This window comes from Candidatus Erwinia haradaeae (genome assembly GCF_900698965.1).
Classification (GTDB): domain Bacteria; phylum Pseudomonadota; class Gammaproteobacteria; order Enterobacterales; family Enterobacteriaceae; genus Erwinia_E; species Erwinia_E haradaeae_A.
The window spans coordinates 266,800-288,782 of sequence record NZ_LR217725.1 but is presented as its reverse complement, the minus strand read 5'-3'; the positions used below and the strand labels follow the sequence as shown (position 1 = coordinate 288,782).

The following is a 21,983-nucleotide window of genomic DNA, read 5'->3' as shown; positions in this document are numbered from 1 at the left end:
ACATCAAAGAGAGCAGCGCGACAGCAGCTTCTTTTTTTACTTTTTGCATACCAATAGGTATTATCTTATATCTAATAATTGATAAGATCTTTTATGGGATATCGTTAAAGAGGGAGTGAACAAGCTGCATAGCCTCGTGCTCTATTGTATTGCGATGTTCTGTACCAATAAAACTTTCACAGTACAGTTTATACGAATCTTCTGTACCAGATGGACGTAAAGCAAACCAGCCATTTTTTGTGATAATTTTTATACCTCCAATAGATTCTCCCTGGAATAAAGAATCTGTTTGGCAAGAAACAATGACGTCTCCTGCTAAAAAATTACTATTCATTCTACTAAGTGATGCTTTTGATAAAGCCAGTTTCTGCCTAAACGTAGCGGGGGCTTGAACGCGAGTATAACTAGATTCACCAAAACGCTTACTAAGCTCAGTATAGTGTTGCTGTGGATTTTTTCCAGTAATTGCAGTGATTTCTGCTGCTAGCAAGCACATAATAATGCCGTCTTTATCAGTGGACCACGGTGTTCCATCAAAGCGCAAAAATGAAGCACCTGCACTTTCTTCACCCCCAAAACCCAAACTTCCATCAAACAAACCATCGACGAACCATTTAAAACCAACAGGCACCTCCACTAGTGAACGCCCAAGAGAACGTACTATGTAATCTATAATAGAACTGGAAACCAATGTTTTTCCTACCGCAACTTGACCCCCCCATTTAGGTCTGTTTTGGAATAGATAAGAAATGGCCACTGCCAGATAATGGTTAGGGTTCATTAAACCCGAAGGGGTGACAATACCATGACGATCATTGTCTGGATCATTAGCAAAAGCTAGATCAAATCTATCACGTACTGCTAATAAACCAGTCATTGTATATTCCGATGAACAATCCATACGGATTCTACCATCATGATCGAGATGCATAAAACGAAAGGTTTGATCTACAACATCATTCATAATAGTGAAGTCTAGTTGATAAAAATCGGCAATACGCTCCCAACATGCAATACCAGCACCACCTAAAGGATCAATACCAATTTTTAATTTAGCCTTCTGTATTGCTGGAATATCTATAATATACAATAAATCCTCAACGTATCGCTGTATGATGTCCTGCTCTGTTAAATAGCCACTGGCCCATGCATCATCTAATGTTACTTTTCTAACTTCTTTCAGCCCACCCTGAATTAACATATTAGCTCGCGCTTCTAAAATTTTAGTACAGTTATTATTCGCTGGACCACCATTAGGTAAATTATACTTAATTCCACCATCTTCCGGTGGATTGTGGGAAGCGGTAATTACAATACCATCTGCCTGTGGACCACCATTTTTATTATGCTCAATAATCGCATGAGAAATCACCGGTGTTGGTGTGTAGCCATTTTCTTTTTGAAGAATCACTGGTATCTTATGAGCGGCAAAAACTTCTAACACAGATAGCATTGCTGGTTCTGATAATGCGTGAGTATCTTTCCCTATATATGAAGGACCGGTCACACCATTTTTTTCTCGCTCTTCGGCAATAGCTTGTGTGATAGCTAAAATATGCGTTTCATTAAAACTGTAGCGCATAGAGCTACCACGATGACCTGAAGTACCAAACTTTACCGCATGCTCGATATAACCTGTCTTAGGGCTTAGTGCATAATACTGAGAAGTGAGTCGTGCCACATTAACTAAATCACTCTGCTGAGCAAGTTGTCCAGCCCTACAGTGATACCCCATAAAACCACCTCCCTTCAAAAATAAATATTAGAGGTCGATCAACTGACTGCATTGGCATTAAACTAAACACTTCATGGATATGCACACACAGCTCTATTTATACAACTATCATGCGACAATCTATTGTATGCGTAGTTTTAATGTATCTGATAATCATGCTCATCTCTATAATAATAAATTTCGTCTGCTCGAATAATGACAATAATTACTTAGTTCATCGTGATATTTTCTCAAAAACAATTGTGAATTACTTTTCATGCATTTCTATATGTCTTACGCTGAAAATGATCACCTACAATTTTGAATAAAAATTTGTACTTATATCGATGCTGTCTGTTTGAACATTCCTCTCTTGTTTCGCTATCAGCTTGTTATTAATATCTGCTATGCAGCGCATGTGTAGGGTATATTGCCTTTAAAAACAACTTTCTTGTTACGTATTATAATGCAGTCATTGACTGCTGCACATGCAAACATTCAATATCTACAAGATCCATCTATTGATATGCGATTATATTTTAATAACTTGAAAACTTTCCATTTTAACAGATATATGCAAAAGTATAATTAATAATTACTAATTACTATCATGGTTCAATACATAATATACATAGAAAATCACAGTATTTTCTTATTCGCCCTATCTTGTTTAAGTCAATCTCAAATAACAAGTAAGACCAAAAATCTAATAATACGATAAATACTAAGCTAAGTTACATTGCCTTTATACTCTGATGTATAGTTCCGTTAGTTACACACTCTGTATATATGCTACACTTGACTTTACAGATACAGACTTTTAATAAAACTTATCTCATTATTCATGCTATACGATCTTCATCGTAATACTATTAGCGCTTGCACGATCAATTACATTACATGATACTTGATAGTATATATCAAGTATCATGTAATGTAATTGATAGTATATATCAAGTTTTATGTTAAGATAGTTCTGCACTAATACATTATATGGAGTATTAAAATATATTGTATTGAGGTATGAGAGTGTATGAACTGACGTAATCTGACCTATCGAGCTTATCTCAACATTCTGTGCGTTAGAGCAATAAGGCATTATCTTACCATAACCCCGTTTTTGCAATGCATATACATTATATCGATAGATAGTACGGAAATATTATCAGATTAATATTATTTTAGTGTTTTAAGATGTTATGCATCCGTAGGATTTACCGTTATGAATACCATTCGCTTCGCAATAGTCCGACAAAAATATCGCCCAGATGGCGGTGCGGAAAAATTTATTACTTACGCACTAGAAGCTCTAGCAACATTACAGATCATCGATCTAAATATTATCGCCCGTCAGTGGCAATCCAAGCAGAAAACAAACTGGACGCTACATAAATGTGATCCGTTAAAATGGGGTAGAATAAACCGTGAACGCGGGTTTGCCTATAACGCACGAAAACTTTGGCGTCGAGAAAACTTTAATATTGTGCAAAGTCATGAACGTATTGCAGGGTGTGATATATATCGCGCAGGAGATGGTGTGCACCAAAGCTGGCTAGAACAGCGAAGTCGTATTCTTCCAAAATGGCATCAAAAACTACTTTTCCTCAGCTCTTACCATCGTTATGTAATCCAAGCTGAACGAATAATGTATCAGGCTCCAGAACTCAAAGCGGTTATATGTAATTCGCGTATGGTTCAGCAAGAAATTACAGCTCAATTTGGTGTCAATAAAAGTAAAATTCACGTGATCTATAATATAATTAATACGAAAGAATTTTTCCCAGCTAGCGAGTTTCGGCGTCTAAAGATCAGAAAACTATTTTCTTTACCATTAACTGCGCCCCTTTTGATCTATGTTGGATCTGGTTTTGAACGAAAGGGGCTGAAAGCAGCTATTTACGCGATAGCGAAAACCCATTACTATCTAATAGTGGTAGGGCGGGATAAGGCAGAAAAAAAATACCATAATATAGCCAAAGATCTTTACTGCGCTAACCGTGTGATTTTTGTTGGTGTTCAGGTCAATATGTGCCTATGGTATCAAGCTTCTGATGGGTTGTTGCTTCCCACCTTATATGATCCATGTCCTAATGTTATTTTAGAGGCAATGGCTTGCGGCTTGCCAATTATTACTTCTACCAAGTGTGGTGGCAACGAATTTATCTTACCAGGTAAAAATGGCTATATTTGCGATGCGATGGATATTAATGCTATAGCGGATGCTATTATGGCACTACCTCGATGGACTTTTAATAGCTTAGCTAGCAATTACGCACGTTCACAAGTACTGCCTCTATCGGCGCAGTACTTATCTCAACAGCTTCTATCTCTTTATAGAAAAATTCTTTCTTAAACTATGCGTATATTAATGATTATTGATGGGCTCTCTGGTGGAGGAGCTGAAAAAGTTGTTTTGACTCTCTGTCAGGAGATGTCTCAACTAGGGCACAAGATACAACTATTATCATTACGTAATATCTGTCAGTATCCACTGCCTAGGGGGGTAAATTATCAGGTACTTGATGGATTACCTTATGCGTCATTCTTTAAAAAATTAAAACAACGCTCTTACTTTGCTGATGCGCTTAGTCACGCTATTAACGTGCATGAACAAAAACAGGGTGCATATGATCTAATGTTCTCTCATTTACATAACACTGACCGTATCGTCTCTCAAGCTCATTTTAACTCTATAGAAAAAATATGGTTCTGTATTCATGGTATGTTATCTACTGCTTATCTTGGGCATCGTCATGCTCTCGACCTGTGGCGAAAAAAAAGAGCAATCACTAAAATCTATACTAATAAAAATGTCATCTCTGTTTCCAATGCCGTAGCACAGGATTTAACAGTGGGTCTTTCTATCCAACCTAGTAGATTAGTTGTTATTAATAATCCCTTTCAGCTTGAACGTATCCTTGCTCAAGCAGCTAAAAAATTTAATCTACCACAATCACCGTACATAATACATGTAGGTCGTTTTCATCCTCATAAACGTCACGATCGCCTACTTTTTGCCTATGTAAAATCAGGCATTCAAGCTAAATTAGTGCTAGCGGGCTGTGGAACCGTACAACAGATCAACATAATACAGAAATTAGCAGAAAAACTAAAGATCTTAGATCGGTTGATTTTTACCGGTTTTCAAATCAATCCTTACCCACTGATAAAACATGCAAAAATGTTAGTACTTAGTTCAGATAGTGAAGGTTTTGGTAATGTTCTTGTAGAGGCCTTACTCTGCGGAACACCAGTAGTCAGCACGCGTTGTCCAGGCGGTCCAATAGAAATTTTAGAAAAATCTGGTATGGGAAATGCTTTAACAGATTTAAACAGTCATGCGCTAGCAGAAAAAATGGCAGAAGTCTATCGCTATCCACCGGATCCAATTGATAAAAAACACTTAAACATTTATGATTGTAAAAACATCTGTCAGCAATATTTAAGATTAGCGCTGCGTTCTTAAAGCATCAGAATATAAGTGGCCCCTCATTGATCGCATAATCATTTTATATTAAATACGCATGACATTCTTATGATATAATATCAGTAACATCAATTACTAACACTCAATTAGTAAAAAAGAAGAACCTATAGAGGATTTTACCTAATGATGTGTAAGAATCTCTATACGCCTAATACAACAAATAGTAACTGTCTATTATGAAGATATCATAATACTACTACACAATAAAAAAACTCTAAACTATCTGAGATATATCAGATAGCGCAACAGGCAAATCACTTTAAAAAGAGTACATTGCCTATATAAAACTGCACAATCAAAACTGTGGTGTATACATTTTTCTATAATACACTTTTGTATGATCACTGTTATAAGCAATTTTTGCACCTATACTCTTAAAGTATACTCTCAAAGAGCTATTTGCAATATATTTAAATACCTATATTTAAATATCTCTGTTATTAATGTAATATCCCTGTTTGATACATAAAACATTAATTAATACAATTATTACACGCAAGAACATTATAGAAATAAAACTTTATATAAGGTATCATATGCAATATACTTCTGCATGCTTATAGAACAGACGATGTACTAAGCACTATCCCAGTAAATATAATTAGACCAACCCAGTTATTTTGTAAAAACGCTTTAAAACAGCGCTCCTCCTGACGGCTAGCGATCAAAAGTTGTTGATAAGTAAATAACATAAAGACCCCTAAAATTGCAACGTAAAAGATTGGATGCAGAGCCAGCTCCCAACCGACTAATGTTAGAAATGTTAATGATAACAACTGCAACAAAGCAATAACTAGCTTATCGTAACGATGGAATAAAATCGCAGTAGATTTAACACCTATCTTTAAATCATCCAAACGATCAACCATAGCATATTGCGTATCGTAAGAAAGCACCCAGAAAAAATTTCCAAAAAAAAGTAACCAGCAAGCAATAGGTATTCGATCGCTTATTGCCGACCAGGCCATCGGAATTGATAAACTAAACGCAACCCCTAAAAACACTTGTGGCCAATAAGTGTATCGCTTCATAAATGGATAGATCCAGGTTAAAGCTAATCCTACTGTAGAAAATAAGATTGTGATAATATTCATTGTTAAAACAAGAGAACAGGCAATTACTAGTAAACTTATATGTAATAGTTTTGCCTTTTTCACAGAAATCTTTCTAATAGATAGTGGTCGGTTTTGTGTGCGCCGAATATATCCGTCAATATTTCGATCGATAATATCATTAATGACACAGCCTGCCGAACGCATAACAAAGACCCCGAGCATAAACACAAATAACACTTTTAGCGGTGGGGCCGACATACCTGATAGCCATAACGACCACAAAGTAGGCCATAATAGTAAAAATAGGCCACCAGGTTGGTTAATACGCATTAACTGACAATAAATTGCCAGATTACGTATTTTGAATATGTCACCCATATGATATTCTCTTGTTAAGGTCTTTTCAAGAAGACCGTAAAACAGTTATCACTAATAAGAACGCACTATATATACGTGCATATATCTCATCAAGATTATGCTGGTTAGCATTATTTTAGAATGAGTGAGGCTTCATACAAGCTTTAGAAAATAATAGATACAATATACTCTATATATGATATTCTTGATATATCTGTAAGTGTTTGTTTAACAAAAATACTACGTGTATGATTAGATTTTAATTAGAATAAACTAACTATCTTGTCTGTCATAACGCAAAACTATTTTGTTCTGCAACCTGCATGTTCCTTTAAACGATACTATCGTTATTACCATTACCTGCTACTTAAGAATTTTACTAAATTTCAAAGTAAAATACTAACTCTTAATGACTAACTCTCAAATATAGTTATCAGCCTAACAGTGATAGGCTCTAAAATTAGGTTATAGAAACAATAGATACCACATATAATACTATTTATATCGTACACCTTTCAACTGCGACTAAAATTTAGGGCGCTTTTAATGCTTTGATGTTGCAAGACTAGCACAAATGACTTGTACCATCATAAGACATAGTTATAATCAATATCTTATGATGTTTCATTATTGAGAAATATAGCGTATTGATATGATCAAATATTTTCAAGTATGTAACTAGCTAGACTCTGTAGAATACAGATGTTAATATAATCAAGGTTTGTCCTGACCAGTTATCTCTGTATCACTTGAATCCCATAGCTAGAGATGTGTATTTAAAGATAAACATTTAAAGAATTAAGTCGTTTACCTCATAAAGGATTAGAGAAGATCTCTGGATCATCCCGTATAGGCAATTATGACTCATACAGAATTAACCAATGCATTCTATTGCATAATACCTTGGCTCCAAGAAACTAATTGCTATATTTTAGCATGTCGTTTATCAATATATGAGTTGCCATCAGCTTGCTCTTGAAACAACCAGGACACGTCCCCAATATAGTTAATAACTATACGCTGCGTGTATCCGTGATATACAGTATATAATATTGTGACTTACACAGAACACAAGAAACGCAATCAAAGCTCAAATATACTAAAATACTCTTACGTAACCTCGTTACAGAGCAAGCATTGTACTAGGAGATTCAAATGGTATATGGTGACAATAAGACAGTCACTCAATCGAAAATGACATTGGTTCCTATGGTAATAGAGCATACTTCTCGAGGAGAGCGCTCATATGACATCTATTCGCGTCTACTTAAAGAGCGTATTATCTTTTTAACTGGACCGATTGAAGACCACATGGCTAATCTAATTGTAGCTCAGATCTTATTTTTAGAGGCTGATAATCCAGAAAAGGATATTCATCTTTATATTAATTCCCCTGGTGGAGTAATTACTGCTGGCATGTCTATTTATGACACCATGCAGTTTATTAAGCCGGATATTAATACAATTTGCATGGGGCAAGCATGCTCCATGGGGGCCTTTCTTTTAACTGCAGGTACACAAGGCAAGCGCTTCTGTTTATCTCATTCACGCATCATGATCCATCAACCTCTAGGTGGATTCCACGGTCAAGCTTCTGATATTGATATTCATGCACGTGAAATTATTAAAACAAAGCAAATTATGAATCAATTAATGGCTAAACACACTGGTCAAACTATTGAGACTATTGAGCGCGATACTAATCGAGATCGTTTTTTGTCAGCAACAGAATCCGTAGAATACGGTTTAGTAGATTCCATCTTATTTAAACGTCATTAATTATTTTGTTATATGATAAAAAATCAACATAGAGTGATTGTACTCGATATAAGACTATATCTATACACATGATAATAAAGGTAGCAGTTTGATTTTTATTTCCTCTATTGGAAACAGTCAGTATCATTATAAAATGAGAGGGAAGTAAATGACCGATAAGCGCAAAGACGGTTCAGGACAGATCCTCTACTGTTCTTTTTGCGGTAAAAGCCAGTATAAAGTTCGCAAATTAATTGCTGGACCATCAGTATGTGTCTGTGATGAATGCGTGAATTTATGTAACGACATAATTCGCAAGGAGAGTCAGGAAGTGACATCTCCTGCTCATTGCAGTTCTCTGCCTACTCCGCAGGAGATTCGAGCTCATCTAGATGAGTATGTAATAGGGCAAGGACAAGCGAAAAAAGTACTATCAGTGGCTGTTTATAACCACTATAAACGCCTATATAACAGCGACGCCGGTAATACTATCGAGCTAGGAAAGAGCAATATTTTGTTAATTGGTCCAACAGGAAGCGGCAAAACCCTGCTTGCTGAAACCATGGCACGCCTCCTAGATGTGCCATGCACTATGGCGGATGCGACAACTCTTACGGAAGCAGGATACGTTGGTGAAGACGTAGAAAACATTATTCAAAAACTTCTGCAAAAATGTGATTACAATATACAAAAGGCTCAACATGGTATTGTCTATATTGATGAAATCGATAAAATTTCACGTAAATCAGATAACCCATCTATTACTCGGGACGTCTCTGGTGAAGGTGTACAGCAAGCGTTACTTAAGCTCATTGAAGGCACGGTGGCGTCAGTGCCACCGCAAGGTGGGCGAAAGCATCCACAACAAGAATTTCTTCAGGTAGATACTTCAAAAATTTTATTTATTTGTGGGGGAGCATTTTCTGGGCTCGATAAAGTTATTGCACAACGGGTAGATAATGGAGTTGGAATTGGTTTTGGTGCATTATTAACGCATCAATCAAGAAAAACAGAAGAGGATAATATTTTATCCCAGGTCGAGCCAGAAGATCTAATTAAATTTGGACTGATTCCTGAGTTCATTGGACGCTTGCCAGTTTTAGCAACACTTAGTGATCTAGATGAAATAGAGTTAATTCAAATCTTACATGAGCCAAAAAATGCACTGACAAAGCAATATCAAGCTTTATTTAGTTTAGAAGGAGTGGAGTTGGAGTTTCGAAAGGAGGCGCTACGAGAAATTGCACGTCAAGCAATACGACGAAAAATTGGGGCTCGAGGACTACGCTCTATCATAGAAAGCATCCTACTAAACACCATGTATGATCTACCATCAATACATAACATCCAAAAAGTTATTATCAATCAATCTGTCATCACTGGAGAAAGTGAACCAATAAAAACCTACAAACAACAAGAATCTATAAAACAATCGGATAACTTAGTAATAGCAAGCTCTTCATTACCCCTAGAGAATCCCGATACCTCTGATGCTATGCTGGAGGATAATGAAAATTAACTTTTAATTTACGTGAATAAAAATAAATTTTACAATAATTTTGTCATTACCATTATCAATGCAAAAATATCATTATGTTGGGTAAGATGCCAGTGCAAATTAGATCTCATATAAATATGTAGTAATTAATTCAATCTGTTTAATGACAAACATCATCCATAAACTTCGTCAGTTTGTGGCTTATAACACTTTACAAGGGCTCTTGTATACCTATGGTTAGCTTTTATTAAAAATTCGTAAATTTGTTATTTTTAGGAAAAAACATATTACTCTCTTATTAATCGAAGACTTTCGTTTGTGTATTTTAGCTTCTTTGTGAAAAATTACGTGTGAGAATATTTTCTCATTAGGTTTCCATTGGGTTGCTATTTATCATTCTCATAAATTGAAACATCAATAAGTACAACTGATTTTATCATGAACAGAGATGCCCCAGAGGCACTATACAACTATCTGAAAATCAAGGCTATGGCTTAAGGATTAATCTCTATCAAAAATCTTTATAAGAACATATCTTATCTTAGATGTTTAGACCAACTCCAGAAATAACTGTTTGCTTATATCTGAGATACTCAACAATGGATATTTTAAAATTTTTATCTCGAGCTTTATGGCAACATAACTATACCGCACTTACAGATCCGTCTCTTGTTTTGTCACTCTATGTTATATTCTTTTGTATCTTATTTTTAGAAAATGCTTTATTACCGACATCTTTTTTACCAGGTGACAGTCTATTAGTGCTAGTTGGTATCTTAGTGGCCAAAGGAGTAATAAATGGCGTACTTATATTATGCATTTTAACAATTGCTGCTGCTCTTGGTTGCTGGGTTAGCTATGTACAAGGTAAGTGGTTGGGACACACACTAATAGTGCAAAAGTGGCTCTTATGTCTTCCGTTACATTACCATCAAAGAGTAGAACGATTGTTTCAACAATACGGGATGTCTGCGCTATTAATTAGTCGTTTTATTGCTTTTGTTCGCACACTATTACCAACTATTGCAGGACTGTCTAGTTTGGATAATATAAAGTTTCAATTATTTAACTGGACTAGTGCTTTTCTCTGGGTACTGGTGTTAATCATGGTGGGGTTTTTATTTGGGCAAACACCAATTTTTATTTATTACGAACCGCAATTTATGCTATGTCTAATATTGCTACCAATGGGTTTGATGCTATGTGGCTTAGTAAGCGTACTATACTGCTTATGTAGTAAGAATCTATCGAAAAAATAAGACTGCCCGCGAATAACTTCTGCTGCAATGATAAGGTATAGTTTGAATAAAAATTCATCTTCATACTAGTGGACAAACTCCACTGTTATATCTTGTTAATATCCAATCATGATGATATGACGCGTATTCGGGGATTATTAATAAATCGTTTTGTGATGTATCGGTCGTTAAAGAGGTAGCTATCAACATATAGCTTACTGAAGCTATACAATTCAATACTAATATTCAAAAAATACGATATACGTGATGCTTATATTGTATATACATATACTCTTTCTAAGAAAGATGGTAGTCAATCAATAATTTAACTGACATTGCTACATATTGTGTAATTACTGAGTGTAATAGCTAAGCGGTTAAATGACTTCTCAGTTAGGATGCAACATAGCATCATGCAGTACTGACTTAAGATATAAGATCATTTCACTAATTTTAAACATTCGTTTTTGATTCAACACTCTAGATTTGTATTCAATTTCTTTATTGTTAAGATTACGCTCACTAATAACTAAGATATGTGGAATTCCAATTAGCTCCATATCTGAAAACATTATACCTGGTCTTTCGATCCTGTCATCCAGAATGACATCAATACCTTGAGCTAGTAGCTGAGAGTAAAGATCTTCAGCTGTACATCTTACACGAAACGACTGTTGTATATTAATTGGTAATATAGCCACTTGAAATGGAGCTAGCACTGGTGACCATAAAATACCATGCTCATCATGATTCTGCTCAATTGCAGCGGCAATAAGACGACTAATACCGAGGCCATAACATCCCATACTGATAGTTTTACTACATCCATCTACGCTTTGTACAATAGCTTTCATAGCATTAGAATATTTTGTTCCTAGCTGAAAAATATGTCCAACTTCAATCCCCCGTTTAATTAATAATACACCTTTACCATCAGAGCTCATGTCACCTTCTACTACATTACGAATATCTTCAATACGTGGCAATGGGAGATCACGCTCCCAGTTGATGCCTGTAAAATATTGACCATCAATATTAGCACCAACAATAAAATCACTCATGGCAGCAACAGAACGGTCAGCTATAATAGGCATATTAAGACCAATTGGCCCTAGTGATTTAATTCCAGCTTGACAATATCGACGAATTTCCTGATCAGTCGCAAAACATAATGGCGAGGCTATAATATCAATCCTTTCTGCTTTAATTTTATTAAGTACATGATCTCCTCGTACTAAAAGAGCAACCAACCCATCAGCGATGTCTGTATTTGCTTTTACTACCAGTGTTTGAACTATTTTGTTTATTGGAACATGGAACTTCTCAACAAGATCCTGAGTAGTAGTAACATTCTGTGTCAAAAATTGTGTTTTTATTTGTGAACCTAACTGTCGCGCATTGCTTGGAGGCAATGCCTCCGCTATTTCTAGATTTGCTGCATATGTCGATTCTGTAGAATATGCAATATCATTATCGCCACTTTCTGCTAAAACTTGAAATTCGTGAGAAATGCAGCCACCAATAGATCCAGTATCTGCTTCTACAATACAAAAGTTTAAATCCATCTTTTTTAAGATATTTCTGTACGCACTATACATAACTGCATAAGTTTCCTGCAAAGATTCCTGTGTTTCATGAAAAGAATAACCATCCTTCATAAGGAATTCTCTAGAACGTATAACACCAAATCGCGGTCGTATTTCATCACGAAATTTTGTGTGAATCTGGAAAAGCTTAATAGGCAATTGTTTGTAAGAGGTAACTTCATTACGGATTAAGTCAGTAATCACTTCTTCATGTGTTGGGCCAACTACAAAAGAACGACCGTTCCGGTCGACCAATTTGAGTAACTCAGAACCATACTGCTCCCAGCGTCCACTTTCCTGCCATAGACTAGCCGGTTGTATAATTGGCATAGATACTTCAAGAAAACCAATACGCTGCATTTCTTCACGTACAAGACGTGTTATTTTTTGTACTACCCGCAACCCAGTCGGCAGCCAGGTATATAATCCTGATGCTAATTGACGTATCATCCCAGCGCGCAGCATAAGTTGATGACTGATTGTGTCAGCACTGGAAGGCTTTTCTTTTAGCGTTGAAAGCATATATTGAGTAGTGCGCATGGCTTATCGGTTTACGTAAGTTAATCAGGCCTAGAAGTAACAGAAAATAATATTTTTAAATATTACAGTAATAAACATTACATTTTTTTGATATAAGGATAATAAAGAATATATTGTATATAAAATACGTATACTGCTCCATAAGATATGATAATCACAGATTCATAGCTATAACTTATGAAATTCTATAGTAGTTCTATTTCTTAAATAAGACTATCTACATATATGAAGACACAATTTCTTTTACATCATAATCGATAAAAATTATTAGTAAAAATTAAAGATATTAAAGGAAAAAAGACATGATTGATTATATTGAATATAGCTTACGCTATATTCATATATACTATATACTATATACTATATACCGTATACTAAGTATATATAAACACATCCTCTGTATCTTTAAAAATATTTACAAAACGATCACTATGCCTCTCAAGCACATGAATACCGCTGCGCTTGAGAAAATTCAATAATATCATGTATATAAAATATAACTTGAGCATCTTTATAGAGGGATGTTTTCGAAACTACATTACTACTCTAAGCGCACAACATATAAAACATTCTATTTAGAATGTTTTATATGTTGTCATGTTTAACCTTTAACCTAGTAATACAACTTGATCTAGCAGAATCGCTCATCTATTTTTGCTGCATATATATAACTCTGACTACTGAAAGATATATCAAAAATATATAGTATACCTATTTAATATATCGAATATTAATTTTTATGCTCTATTACCGATGATCATCTATTGTAACCCCTGGAGGTATACTAAATTGAAATTTTTTAGGATCAATTTCAGTAGGATTCTGCTTGGCTAAAACATAGCGAATACATACTCCATCTCTCTCAAAGATACTAAAGCGATTAATATTACCATTTTTGAGAATATTTAGAGTAAATTTTTTAATATTGCTATATAATTCCTTAGGAATGAAGATAAAGGTATCACCTTTTTGTAGTAAATGATATCGTTTCCAGGCATTAGACCAATGGCATGATACCAGCATTAACGGGGTATTCTGAAGAATATTTTTCACGCAATAGATACTGACTTGTTTGACAGATGGATTGTAAAACCACAACGTCTTTCCATCTGATATTAAATCACTTGAATCAGGGTACAGCACCTTCCAATATAACTGATCTGGTCGATTCACCCACACATAGCCATGACTCTTTTGAATTAAAATATTTCTTTTGTCGATCACTGTTTGATTAAACTCAGTGTGAAAGCTTTGAATTTTTTCAAGACGCTTTTGCAGAACAGTGGCTATATCACATTGCATACTACTAGAAACGCCAGGTATGATTAATAGACAGATGACAATCAATATTTTATTGATCATGTTATTTGTTCTTCCTAATAAAATTATAACTCTTAATGCATTTAGCGCTATAAACTATAATCCTTCTGAGATTGAAAATATTCTTTTACTATTTATCTTTTACTATTTATTAAGAAAACACTAATCAATGCATGTTAACTATTACAGCCCAGTTGATTAAAATAGTTATGCTTATCTTCCCATCGATGATGTGTGTCTCTTCTACATAATGTTAAAAATCATTAATAAGATTATTCTTGCAAAATACCCTATCATAGCAAAATCTTTTTCCTATCGAATACACTAACTTACAAAAAACAAAAATATAAAGTATGTATTACTTACACATGAGAGAGCTTAAAAGATTAATAGATAAATCAGCTAGCGCTGTTCAATCACCAGATAGATAGGTCCGGATAGTTAGTACATTTTTTCTTTAAAGCCTAATTAAAATTATTAGTCATCATTCTATTTGTACATAGAAAATTGAAAACATGCCGCACTCTAGAAATATAGTTTTTGGATTGTATTAGAAATGTTTTTGTAAACCATGACTAAATTACTTTTTGAGTATATTGGTGTATCTCTGTATGTAACAAACACATGTAATCTATAGGCAATCCTACAATTACTTCCCACAATTACTAGTGAGTTTTTAACTATTGCTATGCCCTTAAAAAATACCGCGGTTCTACTGTAATAATTCTGAGTTATATGGATACAAGTCACGTGGACGAAAACCTACTATTAACAACATCAAACAATAAACACTAATGCCAATGCCACATACCACCGAGAGTCGCAACAATCTCTCCGGCATACCCCCCATACTCCAGTCTTGGATCATGTGAGATACTCCAAATAAGGATATTGCCATAGCTAGCACAGCAATAAATAAACGTATAAAAAATTTCATCCATCCTGGCTGTGGTACGAAAAATCGTTTTTTAAGTAATTGCCAATAAAGCAGTCCAGTATTTAGACAGGCAGATAATCCAATCGATAGTGACAACCCAGCGTGTTTAAACGGACCAATAAAAGCTAAGTTCATGATCTGTGTTGCTAGAAGTGTTACTATGGCAATCTTGAATGGAGTGCTCATATCCTGTCTAGCATAAAAACCCGGCGCCAATACTTTCATGACAATGAGCCCTATCAAACCTACTGAATAGGCCACTAAAGAGCGCTGCGTCATCGTTACATCAAAGGGCGTAAATTTACCATATTGAAATAAAACAATAGTAAGCGGTTTTGCTAAAATACAAAGCGCCACAGAACCTGGGATTGCTAAAAGAAAACACAGACGCAATCCCCAGTCCATTATCTGTGAGTACAGTGCCTGTTGACCGCTCATGAAACTCTTTGATAAAGCCGGAAGAAGAATAGTTCCTAATGCTACACCCAGAACTCCAATAGGAAATTCCATTAATCGATCAGAATAATATATCCATGATACCGATCCTATTTCTAAAAAAGAAGCCAGGGTTGTATTGATTATTAAAGACACTTGACTAACTGAGACGCCAATAATTCCTGATGCCATCTGACGCACTAGTCTCCGCACAGCGTTATCGCGTAGATCAATACGTGGTAGAACGAGTAATCCAAGTTTTTTTAAAGAAGGCATCTGATAAAAGAACTGCAGTATTCCACCAACTAATACCGCCCACGCAAGCGCCATAATAGGTGGATGAAAGTACGGAGTTGCAAGCAATAAAAAACTAATCATACTAAAATTGAGCAATATGGGTGATAAGGCAGGCACTACAAAAAAATTCCATGTATTCAGGATAGATCCAGCCAATGATGCCAAAGAAATCAGTAATATATATGGAAATATAATATGAATAAGTGATACAGTTATTACAAACTGCTCTGTAGTATGAGAAAAACCAGGTGCAGTGACAATAATTACCCAAGGTGCAACAAATATTCCTAATAAGCTCACTAATGATACAATTAGTGTAAGAAGACCAGATGCATGCCTGATGAATACTTTTGTTAGCTCTATATTTTTTGCATTCTTATACTCAGTTAAAATTGGAATAAAAGCCTGAGAAAATGCACCTTCGGCAAAAATACGACGGAATAGATTAGGCAACTTAAAAGCAACAAAAAAAGCATCCGTTACCATGCCTGAACCAAAAATATAAGCTATAAGTGAATCCCGTGAAAAACCTAGAACCCGTGAACACAAAGTCACAAAACTAACTGCTGCTAATGATTTTAAAAGATTCATCTGTTTCCTGCTTTTAGTATCCAGCTCATTTAACCTATTAACACACCACAACTGCATCAGTGATAATTATCTTAGAACAAATGAGGCGACTTAACATAAAAACATTTCTTATACAGAGTTACAGATTTTTTAAGTCGTCACACTACAATATTGCAATATTAGTTGTAATGTAAGTATATATACAGGGCACCCCTAATACATCTAAAGGAATAATCTCTTTGAGTAATACATCTTAATGCATTGTTATCTAATCTAACTCATTATCATGCATAATCAGTTCTGCAAAGCGCAGCTCTCCTAATCTGCTAAAATCTCTGGTTACCCTGGGTATGCTCAAAATTCATATGAAGTAATCTCCATGAAATCTGTAACTATTGCATTAATAACCTGTATAACCGAAACTATTTAATTAATACCCTATAATAAGATTAGCATACTCATTATAGAATAGTTTTATCATGCACTAATAAAACATACATATCGCATCTTTTACAGGTGATAATTATGCTAATTGGCACTATGAAATTTATTGTGAGATATCATTGTTAGATATCGTGATATATGATATTGATCAGTAATAACATATGGTTATTTAAAAAGTCATAAATATATTTATCATTATGAGGATACATATCACGCTTCTCTACATAAAATAGAAAAGATTTTTTGTTTCTTATACCTAATAAAAATCCAAATTAAAATATATCCTTATGTTTAGTAACATATTAAATCAATACGTGATAATCTCTAAACGAAAAATGAAAAATTATCTAAATCAGGATCATTCAAGCTGTCCATTTCAAAGTTTACAAACATCATGCACAGTGATGATTGCTCATTACACATGATCTCTTGTATTATCTTGTTTCGTAACTCGTATTAAATCAATACGGTAATCAGTGGCCTCGATAATTTGAAATCTCAGGGAATAAATATTAATAATATCACCAATTTTAGGTAATCTGCCTATGTGCTCAATAATGAGACCAGCTAAAGATGCATTGTGATCTTCTGGTTTTATTAAGTTTTGATTATTGAATAAATGTTGCAATGAATGCAAATCTGCACCACCTTTAACCAACCAACCCTCTTCATCAATAACAATATCGGGCGTCTCATCTTCATCAGGAAATTCACCAGCAATAGCTTCTAATACATCCAATGGTGTAATAAGTCCTTGAACCGTACCAAATTCGCCAGTTACAACAACAAAGCTACCTTTTGCACGGCGTAGTACTCCGAGGAGATTTAAGGGATTCAAGGTATCTGGTATAATGATAGGTGGCGTAGCGCTCGCAAAAGTAAACACATCAACACCGTGATCTAATGCTACCAATAATTCTTTGGCTCGCACTACACCTATTATTGAGTCTAAATCACCTCTGCACACCGGAAACAAACTGTGCGGTGTATCGAGCAATTGCATGCGTACTTCATCTAATGAAGAAGTTAGGTCAACCCAAGAAATTTCTCCGCGGGGTGTCATGATGCTCCGTACTGAACGAGCAGCAAGAGTTAGCACTCCATTCATCATGTAGCGTTCTTCATCCTTAAATTCTTCTTTCGGTGATACTGTTGTTACAGAGCCATCTTCTATTCCATGACTAACGTATTGTCTATATCCTCCCATTAGCCGTTGAATCGCCTCAGCAGTTCTTTCGCGCATAGGGCGTCTCTCTTGATATCGCATTAAGTTACGCCGCGCCATTTGATTAAATAATTCAATAATAATCGAAAAACTGATTGCTGCATACAAATAACCTTTTGGTATGTTAAAATGAAAACCTTCAGCTAGTAGACTTAATCCGATCATCAGTAAAAAACTTAAACATAAGACTACTACAGTTGGATGAGCGTTGACAAAGTTAGTTAATGGTTTAGACGCTATGAGCATTACACTCATAGCTATCACTACTGCAAGCATCATAATTGATAAATCATTTACCATCCCTACTGCAGTAATGACTGCATCAAGAGAAAACACTGCGTCTAAAACAACCACCTGCACTACCACTGACCAAAAACTAGCATAGCCTTTATGCTTAACATTATGCACATCTCGGTTCTCTAAGCGTTCGTGCAATTCTGTCGTGGCTTTAAATAACAGAAAAACACCTCCTGTAAGTAACATTAATTCACGCCCAGAAAAACTAAGATCACCTATGCTAAAAAGTGGATGGCTCATTGTAGACATCCATGACATTAAGGATAACAAACCTAGCCGCATCACCATAGCCAATAATAATCCAGTGAGGCGGGCTTTATCACGCTGCTTTGGTGAGAGCTTATCTGACAAGATAGCAATAAATACTAAGTTATCGATACCCAGGACAATTTCCAGAAGAACAAGAGTGAAAAAACCCGCCAAAACTGATGGGTCTAAAAGAAATGACATGGACAGCTCCGAAAAAATACACTGGACAGCATCAGTAGTATTTGTATGGATGAGTTATGAGTAGCTTTTATTAAAGCATGAGCTGCGGATACAAAAATACCAAAATAATTATTCGAGTAATTCAACTAATTAAAGAAAACATAATGACAGTACATCTGAAGCTACAGCCCTGTGCTCCTATATTTTTAAAAAATGTTACTATTCTTGATCGCTCAGTATAGAAAAAGTCATTATTTTCAGCAACCTTATAAGCACTAACAATCCAAAATGTAATCAAGGTTCTATTTGCTTCGCTGTCTTTGTTGTCACTGAATTTTGCTATTTTTATACATTATTATTACCAATACGGTATTTTATGCAATAAACAGATGCAATCACCTCTGATCTTAAATAGTGTATACTTAGTATCATGGTTCTTATACTGAGTATTTTATTGGTTTTACTTATTGTGATTAGAGCGTCTCTTCGAATCCCATACTCTTTTTATCTTATCAAGTTTTTGACTTATCTGCGTTTTAGTGTTTTTATAAAAGAAGTAATGTCCTGACATAATCTCTTGATACCTGTATTATATAATGAAGAAATTAAATAATACTTCTCAGTCCATTGAATTGCTCTGATAATAGAAGCTGCACGTAACCGTGCTTCTTTATAACCTAAGAGGTCAACCTTGTTGAACACTAACCAACGCGGTTTCTGAAAAAGATTAATGCTGTATCTCTCCAACTCATATGTAATAATAGAAATATTCCTAACCAATTCTCTTTCATTTATTGGTGCTATATCAATAATATGTAGCAATAAGTGACAACGTTCAAGATGTTTTAAAAAACGAATACCTAGCCCGGCACCATTCGAAGCTCCTTCAATTAAACCTGGTATATCCGCAATAACAAAACTATTATCGCAGTCGACTCGCACTACGCCAAGACTAGGTGCTAGTGTTGTAAAGGGATAATCAGCTATTTTTGATTTAGCAGAAGATACCATGCAAGTTAAAGTTGACTTTCCTGCATTTGGCAATCCTAACATGCCAACATCTGCTAGTAGCATCATCTCTAGCCGTACATTTCTCTGCTCACCCAATGTACCCATAGTCTTTTTACGTGGAGCGCGATTAATCGATGATTTAAATCGCGTATTACCCATTCCGTGCCAACCACCTTTTACGAGCATCATTTTTTGGAGATGACGAGTCATGTCACCTAGTATCTGAGTTGTATCGCAATCAATGATTCTGGTGCCTACAGGAACATGAACAACTAGATCCTTTCCTCGCTTCCCTTTGCAGTCACTACTCTGGCCATTTTGACCATTTTCAGCACAAAAAGTTTTTTTAAAATGAAACTGAACTAATGTATTGATGTTCTCATTAGCTTGTATATATACATCACCGCCATCGCCACCATCACCGCCGTCAGGACCGCCACGAGGGATATACTTCTCACGACGAAAACTAACGCAACCGTTTCCCCCATCACCAGCCACCGCCAGGATCTTTGCTTCATCTACAAACTTCATTTGAGTACCCCATTATCGATACAACAGTGTATCTTCCAGAATGGATAATATCAAAAGATAGCGAGCGCATAATCCTACGTAAATATCACCAGTCTACGTCCTAAGTCATTGCTTCAATGCAGACAATATATGCGACCTTCGGTATACAAATCTATGTCTATCAAAGATAAAATCAATCAGAATATTATTCTGCTTTCATAATAAACAGTTATGCAATGTCATGGCTTAATGTGTTTTGCTTAAACAAGCATCCGAGTAACCAACCTACCGTCTTTAATCACAATATATATTTTTTATGCCAATATATAGAAATATATATTGTTTATTATCAATTTGATTGACGCTTCTAGGCTCAGATTTCTAGGTCATATGACATATTGGCAAGAATATTGGTAAGTTAGATTACATTATACATTACAATCCATGTCAGCATAGATTGACAAAGGGAGTTACCTCCTTCCTGACATTGATAAACACATAGTCTGTTTGCTTCGCAAACGAATAAGTTAGATTGTGAATACGTGGTAGTCTGAAGTATTAAAAAGATCACTACAGTAAGGCATTCTATGCCTAATCTTTCTTAACCAGAAAGTCATATATTTATATAAGTTACTTTAAATGTCTGTTAACCTCATGTGTGTTAATCAATGTCTCTTAATCTAAGTTACACTGTTTTCACTACTACTCAACAAGTAGTAGCATACTAAACTATTACTTATATTAATATAATATAAGCGTGTGACAGCGCTGTACCTGATAATGTCTTTATATAACTAGATATAACTAGTGTGAATGTACTAGATATAGCTAGTGTGAATGTCTTTATATAACTAGTGTGAGAATCTGCAGTAGCAATGAGACCTCAATAGTGATTCTTATTTAAGAATCAAATGTTTACATCATGATGCTAAGTTACGATTTTCTGATTTGGCTCTGTACTTGATAGAGTAAAACCCATAAGATAGCTTAGATGTTGGTGTGAAATACATAGATTTTATATTTTATATAAACAAGACTATATTTTGATAGGCAAATGAATCTCTCGATCGATATCGTGTTAGCAATAGTTATTTACCATGATTACGCATACCTATATATTTCATAACTTATATTTCATATATATAAACTAAAAATAACTATTGTTATAACTATATATTAAAAATAACCAATAATGTTACTGTGCTTAAAATAAATAATTTTTAAGGTAATTGCCCATCGGTCAGAGATTCTAGCTATGGCGAGATATAATATTTT

General features: G+C 35.0%; 10 protein-coding genes and 2 pseudogenes. 5 read left to right on the top strand and 7 right to left on the bottom strand.

Annotation, left to right across the window (positions count from 1 at the left end; all coding sequences use genetic code 11):
- Positions 1-91 precede the first annotated feature (91 nt).
- Positions 92-1,735 (bottom strand): phosphoglucomutase (alpha-D-glucose-1,6-bisphosphate-dependent), encoded by a 1,644-nt coding sequence (gene pgm, locus CIPSTX3056_RS00870; protein ID WP_072666083.1) that lies wholly within the window; start codon positions 1,733-1,735, stop codon positions 92-94.
- Positions 1,736-2,936: 1,201 nt separating this feature from the next.
- Here pgm and CIPSTX3056_RS00865 point away from each other — a divergent pair.
- Positions 2,937-4,067: a glycosyltransferase family 4 protein gene (locus CIPSTX3056_RS00865; protein ID WP_072666082.1), complete on the top strand. Its 1,131-nt coding sequence runs from the start codon at positions 2,937-2,939 to the stop codon at positions 4,065-4,067.
- A 3-nt stretch (positions 4,068-4,070) separates the two neighbouring features.
- Positions 4,071-5,180, top strand: a complete 1,110-nt coding sequence (locus tag CIPSTX3056_RS00860) for a glycosyltransferase (protein ID WP_072666081.1) — start codon at positions 4,071-4,073, stop codon at positions 5,178-5,180.
- Between the two features lie 578 nt (positions 5,181-5,758).
- Here the strand turns inward: CIPSTX3056_RS00860 and ubiA are convergent.
- Positions 5,759-6,634 (bottom strand): 4-hydroxybenzoate octaprenyltransferase, encoded by an 876-nt coding sequence (ubiA, locus tag CIPSTX3056_RS00855; RefSeq protein ID WP_072666080.1) that lies wholly within the window; start codon positions 6,632-6,634, stop codon positions 5,759-5,761.
- A 1,134-nt stretch (positions 6,635-7,768) separates the two neighbouring features.
- Between ubiA and clpP the strand changes: the two genes are divergently transcribed.
- From clpP to CIPSTX3056_RS00840, 3 genes and pseudogenes are all read left to right on the top strand, one after another.
- Positions 7,769-8,392, top strand: coding sequence for an ATP-dependent Clp endopeptidase proteolytic subunit ClpP (gene clpP / locus CIPSTX3056_RS00850; RefSeq protein WP_072666079.1), 624 nt, complete (start codon positions 7,769-7,771; stop codon positions 8,390-8,392).
- Between the two features lie 148 nt (positions 8,393-8,540).
- A pseudogene (gene clpX, locus CIPSTX3056_RS00845) lies at positions 8,541-9,806 on the top strand (ATP-dependent protease ATP-binding subunit ClpX); the annotation flags it as partial.
- Positions 9,807-10,468: 662 nt separating this feature from the next.
- The gene (locus tag CIPSTX3056_RS00840) at positions 10,469-11,128 is read left to right on the top strand and encodes a DedA family protein (RefSeq protein WP_072666078.1); all 660 of its coding nucleotides are present in this window, start codon (positions 10,469-10,471) and stop codon (positions 11,126-11,128) included.
- Positions 11,129-11,496: 368 nt separating this feature from the next.
- Here the strand turns inward: CIPSTX3056_RS00840 and CIPSTX3056_RS00835 are convergent, their stop codons facing one another.
- The 5 genes and pseudogenes from CIPSTX3056_RS00835 to cgtA all read right to left on the bottom strand — a co-directional run.
- The gene (locus CIPSTX3056_RS00835) at positions 11,497-13,233 is read right to left on the bottom strand and encodes a proline--tRNA ligase (protein WP_072666077.1); all 1,737 of its coding nucleotides are present in this window, start codon (positions 13,231-13,233) and stop codon (positions 11,497-11,499) included.
- 747 nt (positions 13,234-13,980) lie between these two features.
- Positions 13,981-14,595: an outer membrane lipoprotein periplasmic chaperone LolA gene (gene lolA / locus CIPSTX3056_RS00830; protein ID WP_072666076.1), complete on the bottom strand. Its 615-nt coding sequence runs from the start codon at positions 14,593-14,595 to the stop codon at positions 13,981-13,983.
- 670 nt (positions 14,596-15,265) lie between these two features.
- Positions 15,266-16,813 (bottom strand): murein biosynthesis integral membrane protein MurJ, encoded by a 1,548-nt coding sequence (murJ, locus tag CIPSTX3056_RS00825; protein WP_072666075.1) that lies wholly within the window; start codon positions 16,811-16,813, stop codon positions 15,266-15,268.
- 838 nt (positions 16,814-17,651) lie between these two features.
- A complete protein-coding gene (locus CIPSTX3056_RS00820) occupies positions 17,652-19,208 on the bottom strand; it encodes a TerC family protein (RefSeq protein ID WP_072666074.1) in 1,557 nt (518 codons plus the stop codon).
- A gap of 522 nt (positions 19,209-19,730) precedes the next feature.
- Positions 19,731-20,729 (bottom strand): annotated as a pseudogene (gene cgtA / locus CIPSTX3056_RS00815) (Obg family GTPase CgtA); the annotation flags it as partial.
- Positions 20,730-21,983: the final 1,254 nt, after the last annotated feature.

Bases quoted from the DNA above. Each gene is read 5' to 3' on its own strand.
- pgm (WP_072666083.1), bottom strand. From the start codon at position 1,735: ATGGGGTATCACTGTAGGGCTGGACAACTTGCTCAGCAGAGTGATTTA.
- CIPSTX3056_RS00865 (WP_072666082.1), top strand. From the start codon at position 2,937: ATGAATACCATTCGCTTCGCAATAGTCCGACAAAAATATCGCCCAGAT.
- CIPSTX3056_RS00860 (WP_072666081.1), top strand. From the start codon at position 4,071: ATGCGTATATTAATGATTATTGATGGGCTCTCTGGTGGAGGAGCTGAA.
- ubiA (WP_072666080.1), bottom strand. From the start codon at position 6,634: ATGGGTGACATATTCAAAATACGTAATCTGGCAATTTATTGTCAGTTA.
- clpP (WP_072666079.1), top strand. From the start codon at position 7,769: ATGGTATATGGTGACAATAAGACAGTCACTCAATCGAAAATGACATTG.
- CIPSTX3056_RS00840 (WP_072666078.1), top strand. From the start codon at position 10,469: ATGGATATTTTAAAATTTTTATCTCGAGCTTTATGGCAACATAACTAT.
- CIPSTX3056_RS00835 (WP_072666077.1), bottom strand. From the start codon at position 13,233: ATGCGCACTACTCAATATATGCTTTCAACGCTAAAAGAAAAGCCTTCC.
- lolA (WP_072666076.1), bottom strand. From the start codon at position 14,595: ATGATCAATAAAATATTGATTGTCATCTGTCTATTAATCATACCTGGC.
- murJ (WP_072666075.1), bottom strand. From the start codon at position 16,813: ATGAATCTTTTAAAATCATTAGCAGCAGTTAGTTTTGTGACTTTGTGT.
- CIPSTX3056_RS00820 (WP_072666074.1), bottom strand. From the start codon at position 19,208: ATGTCATTTCTTTTAGACCCATCAGTTTTGGCGGGTTTTTTCACTCTT.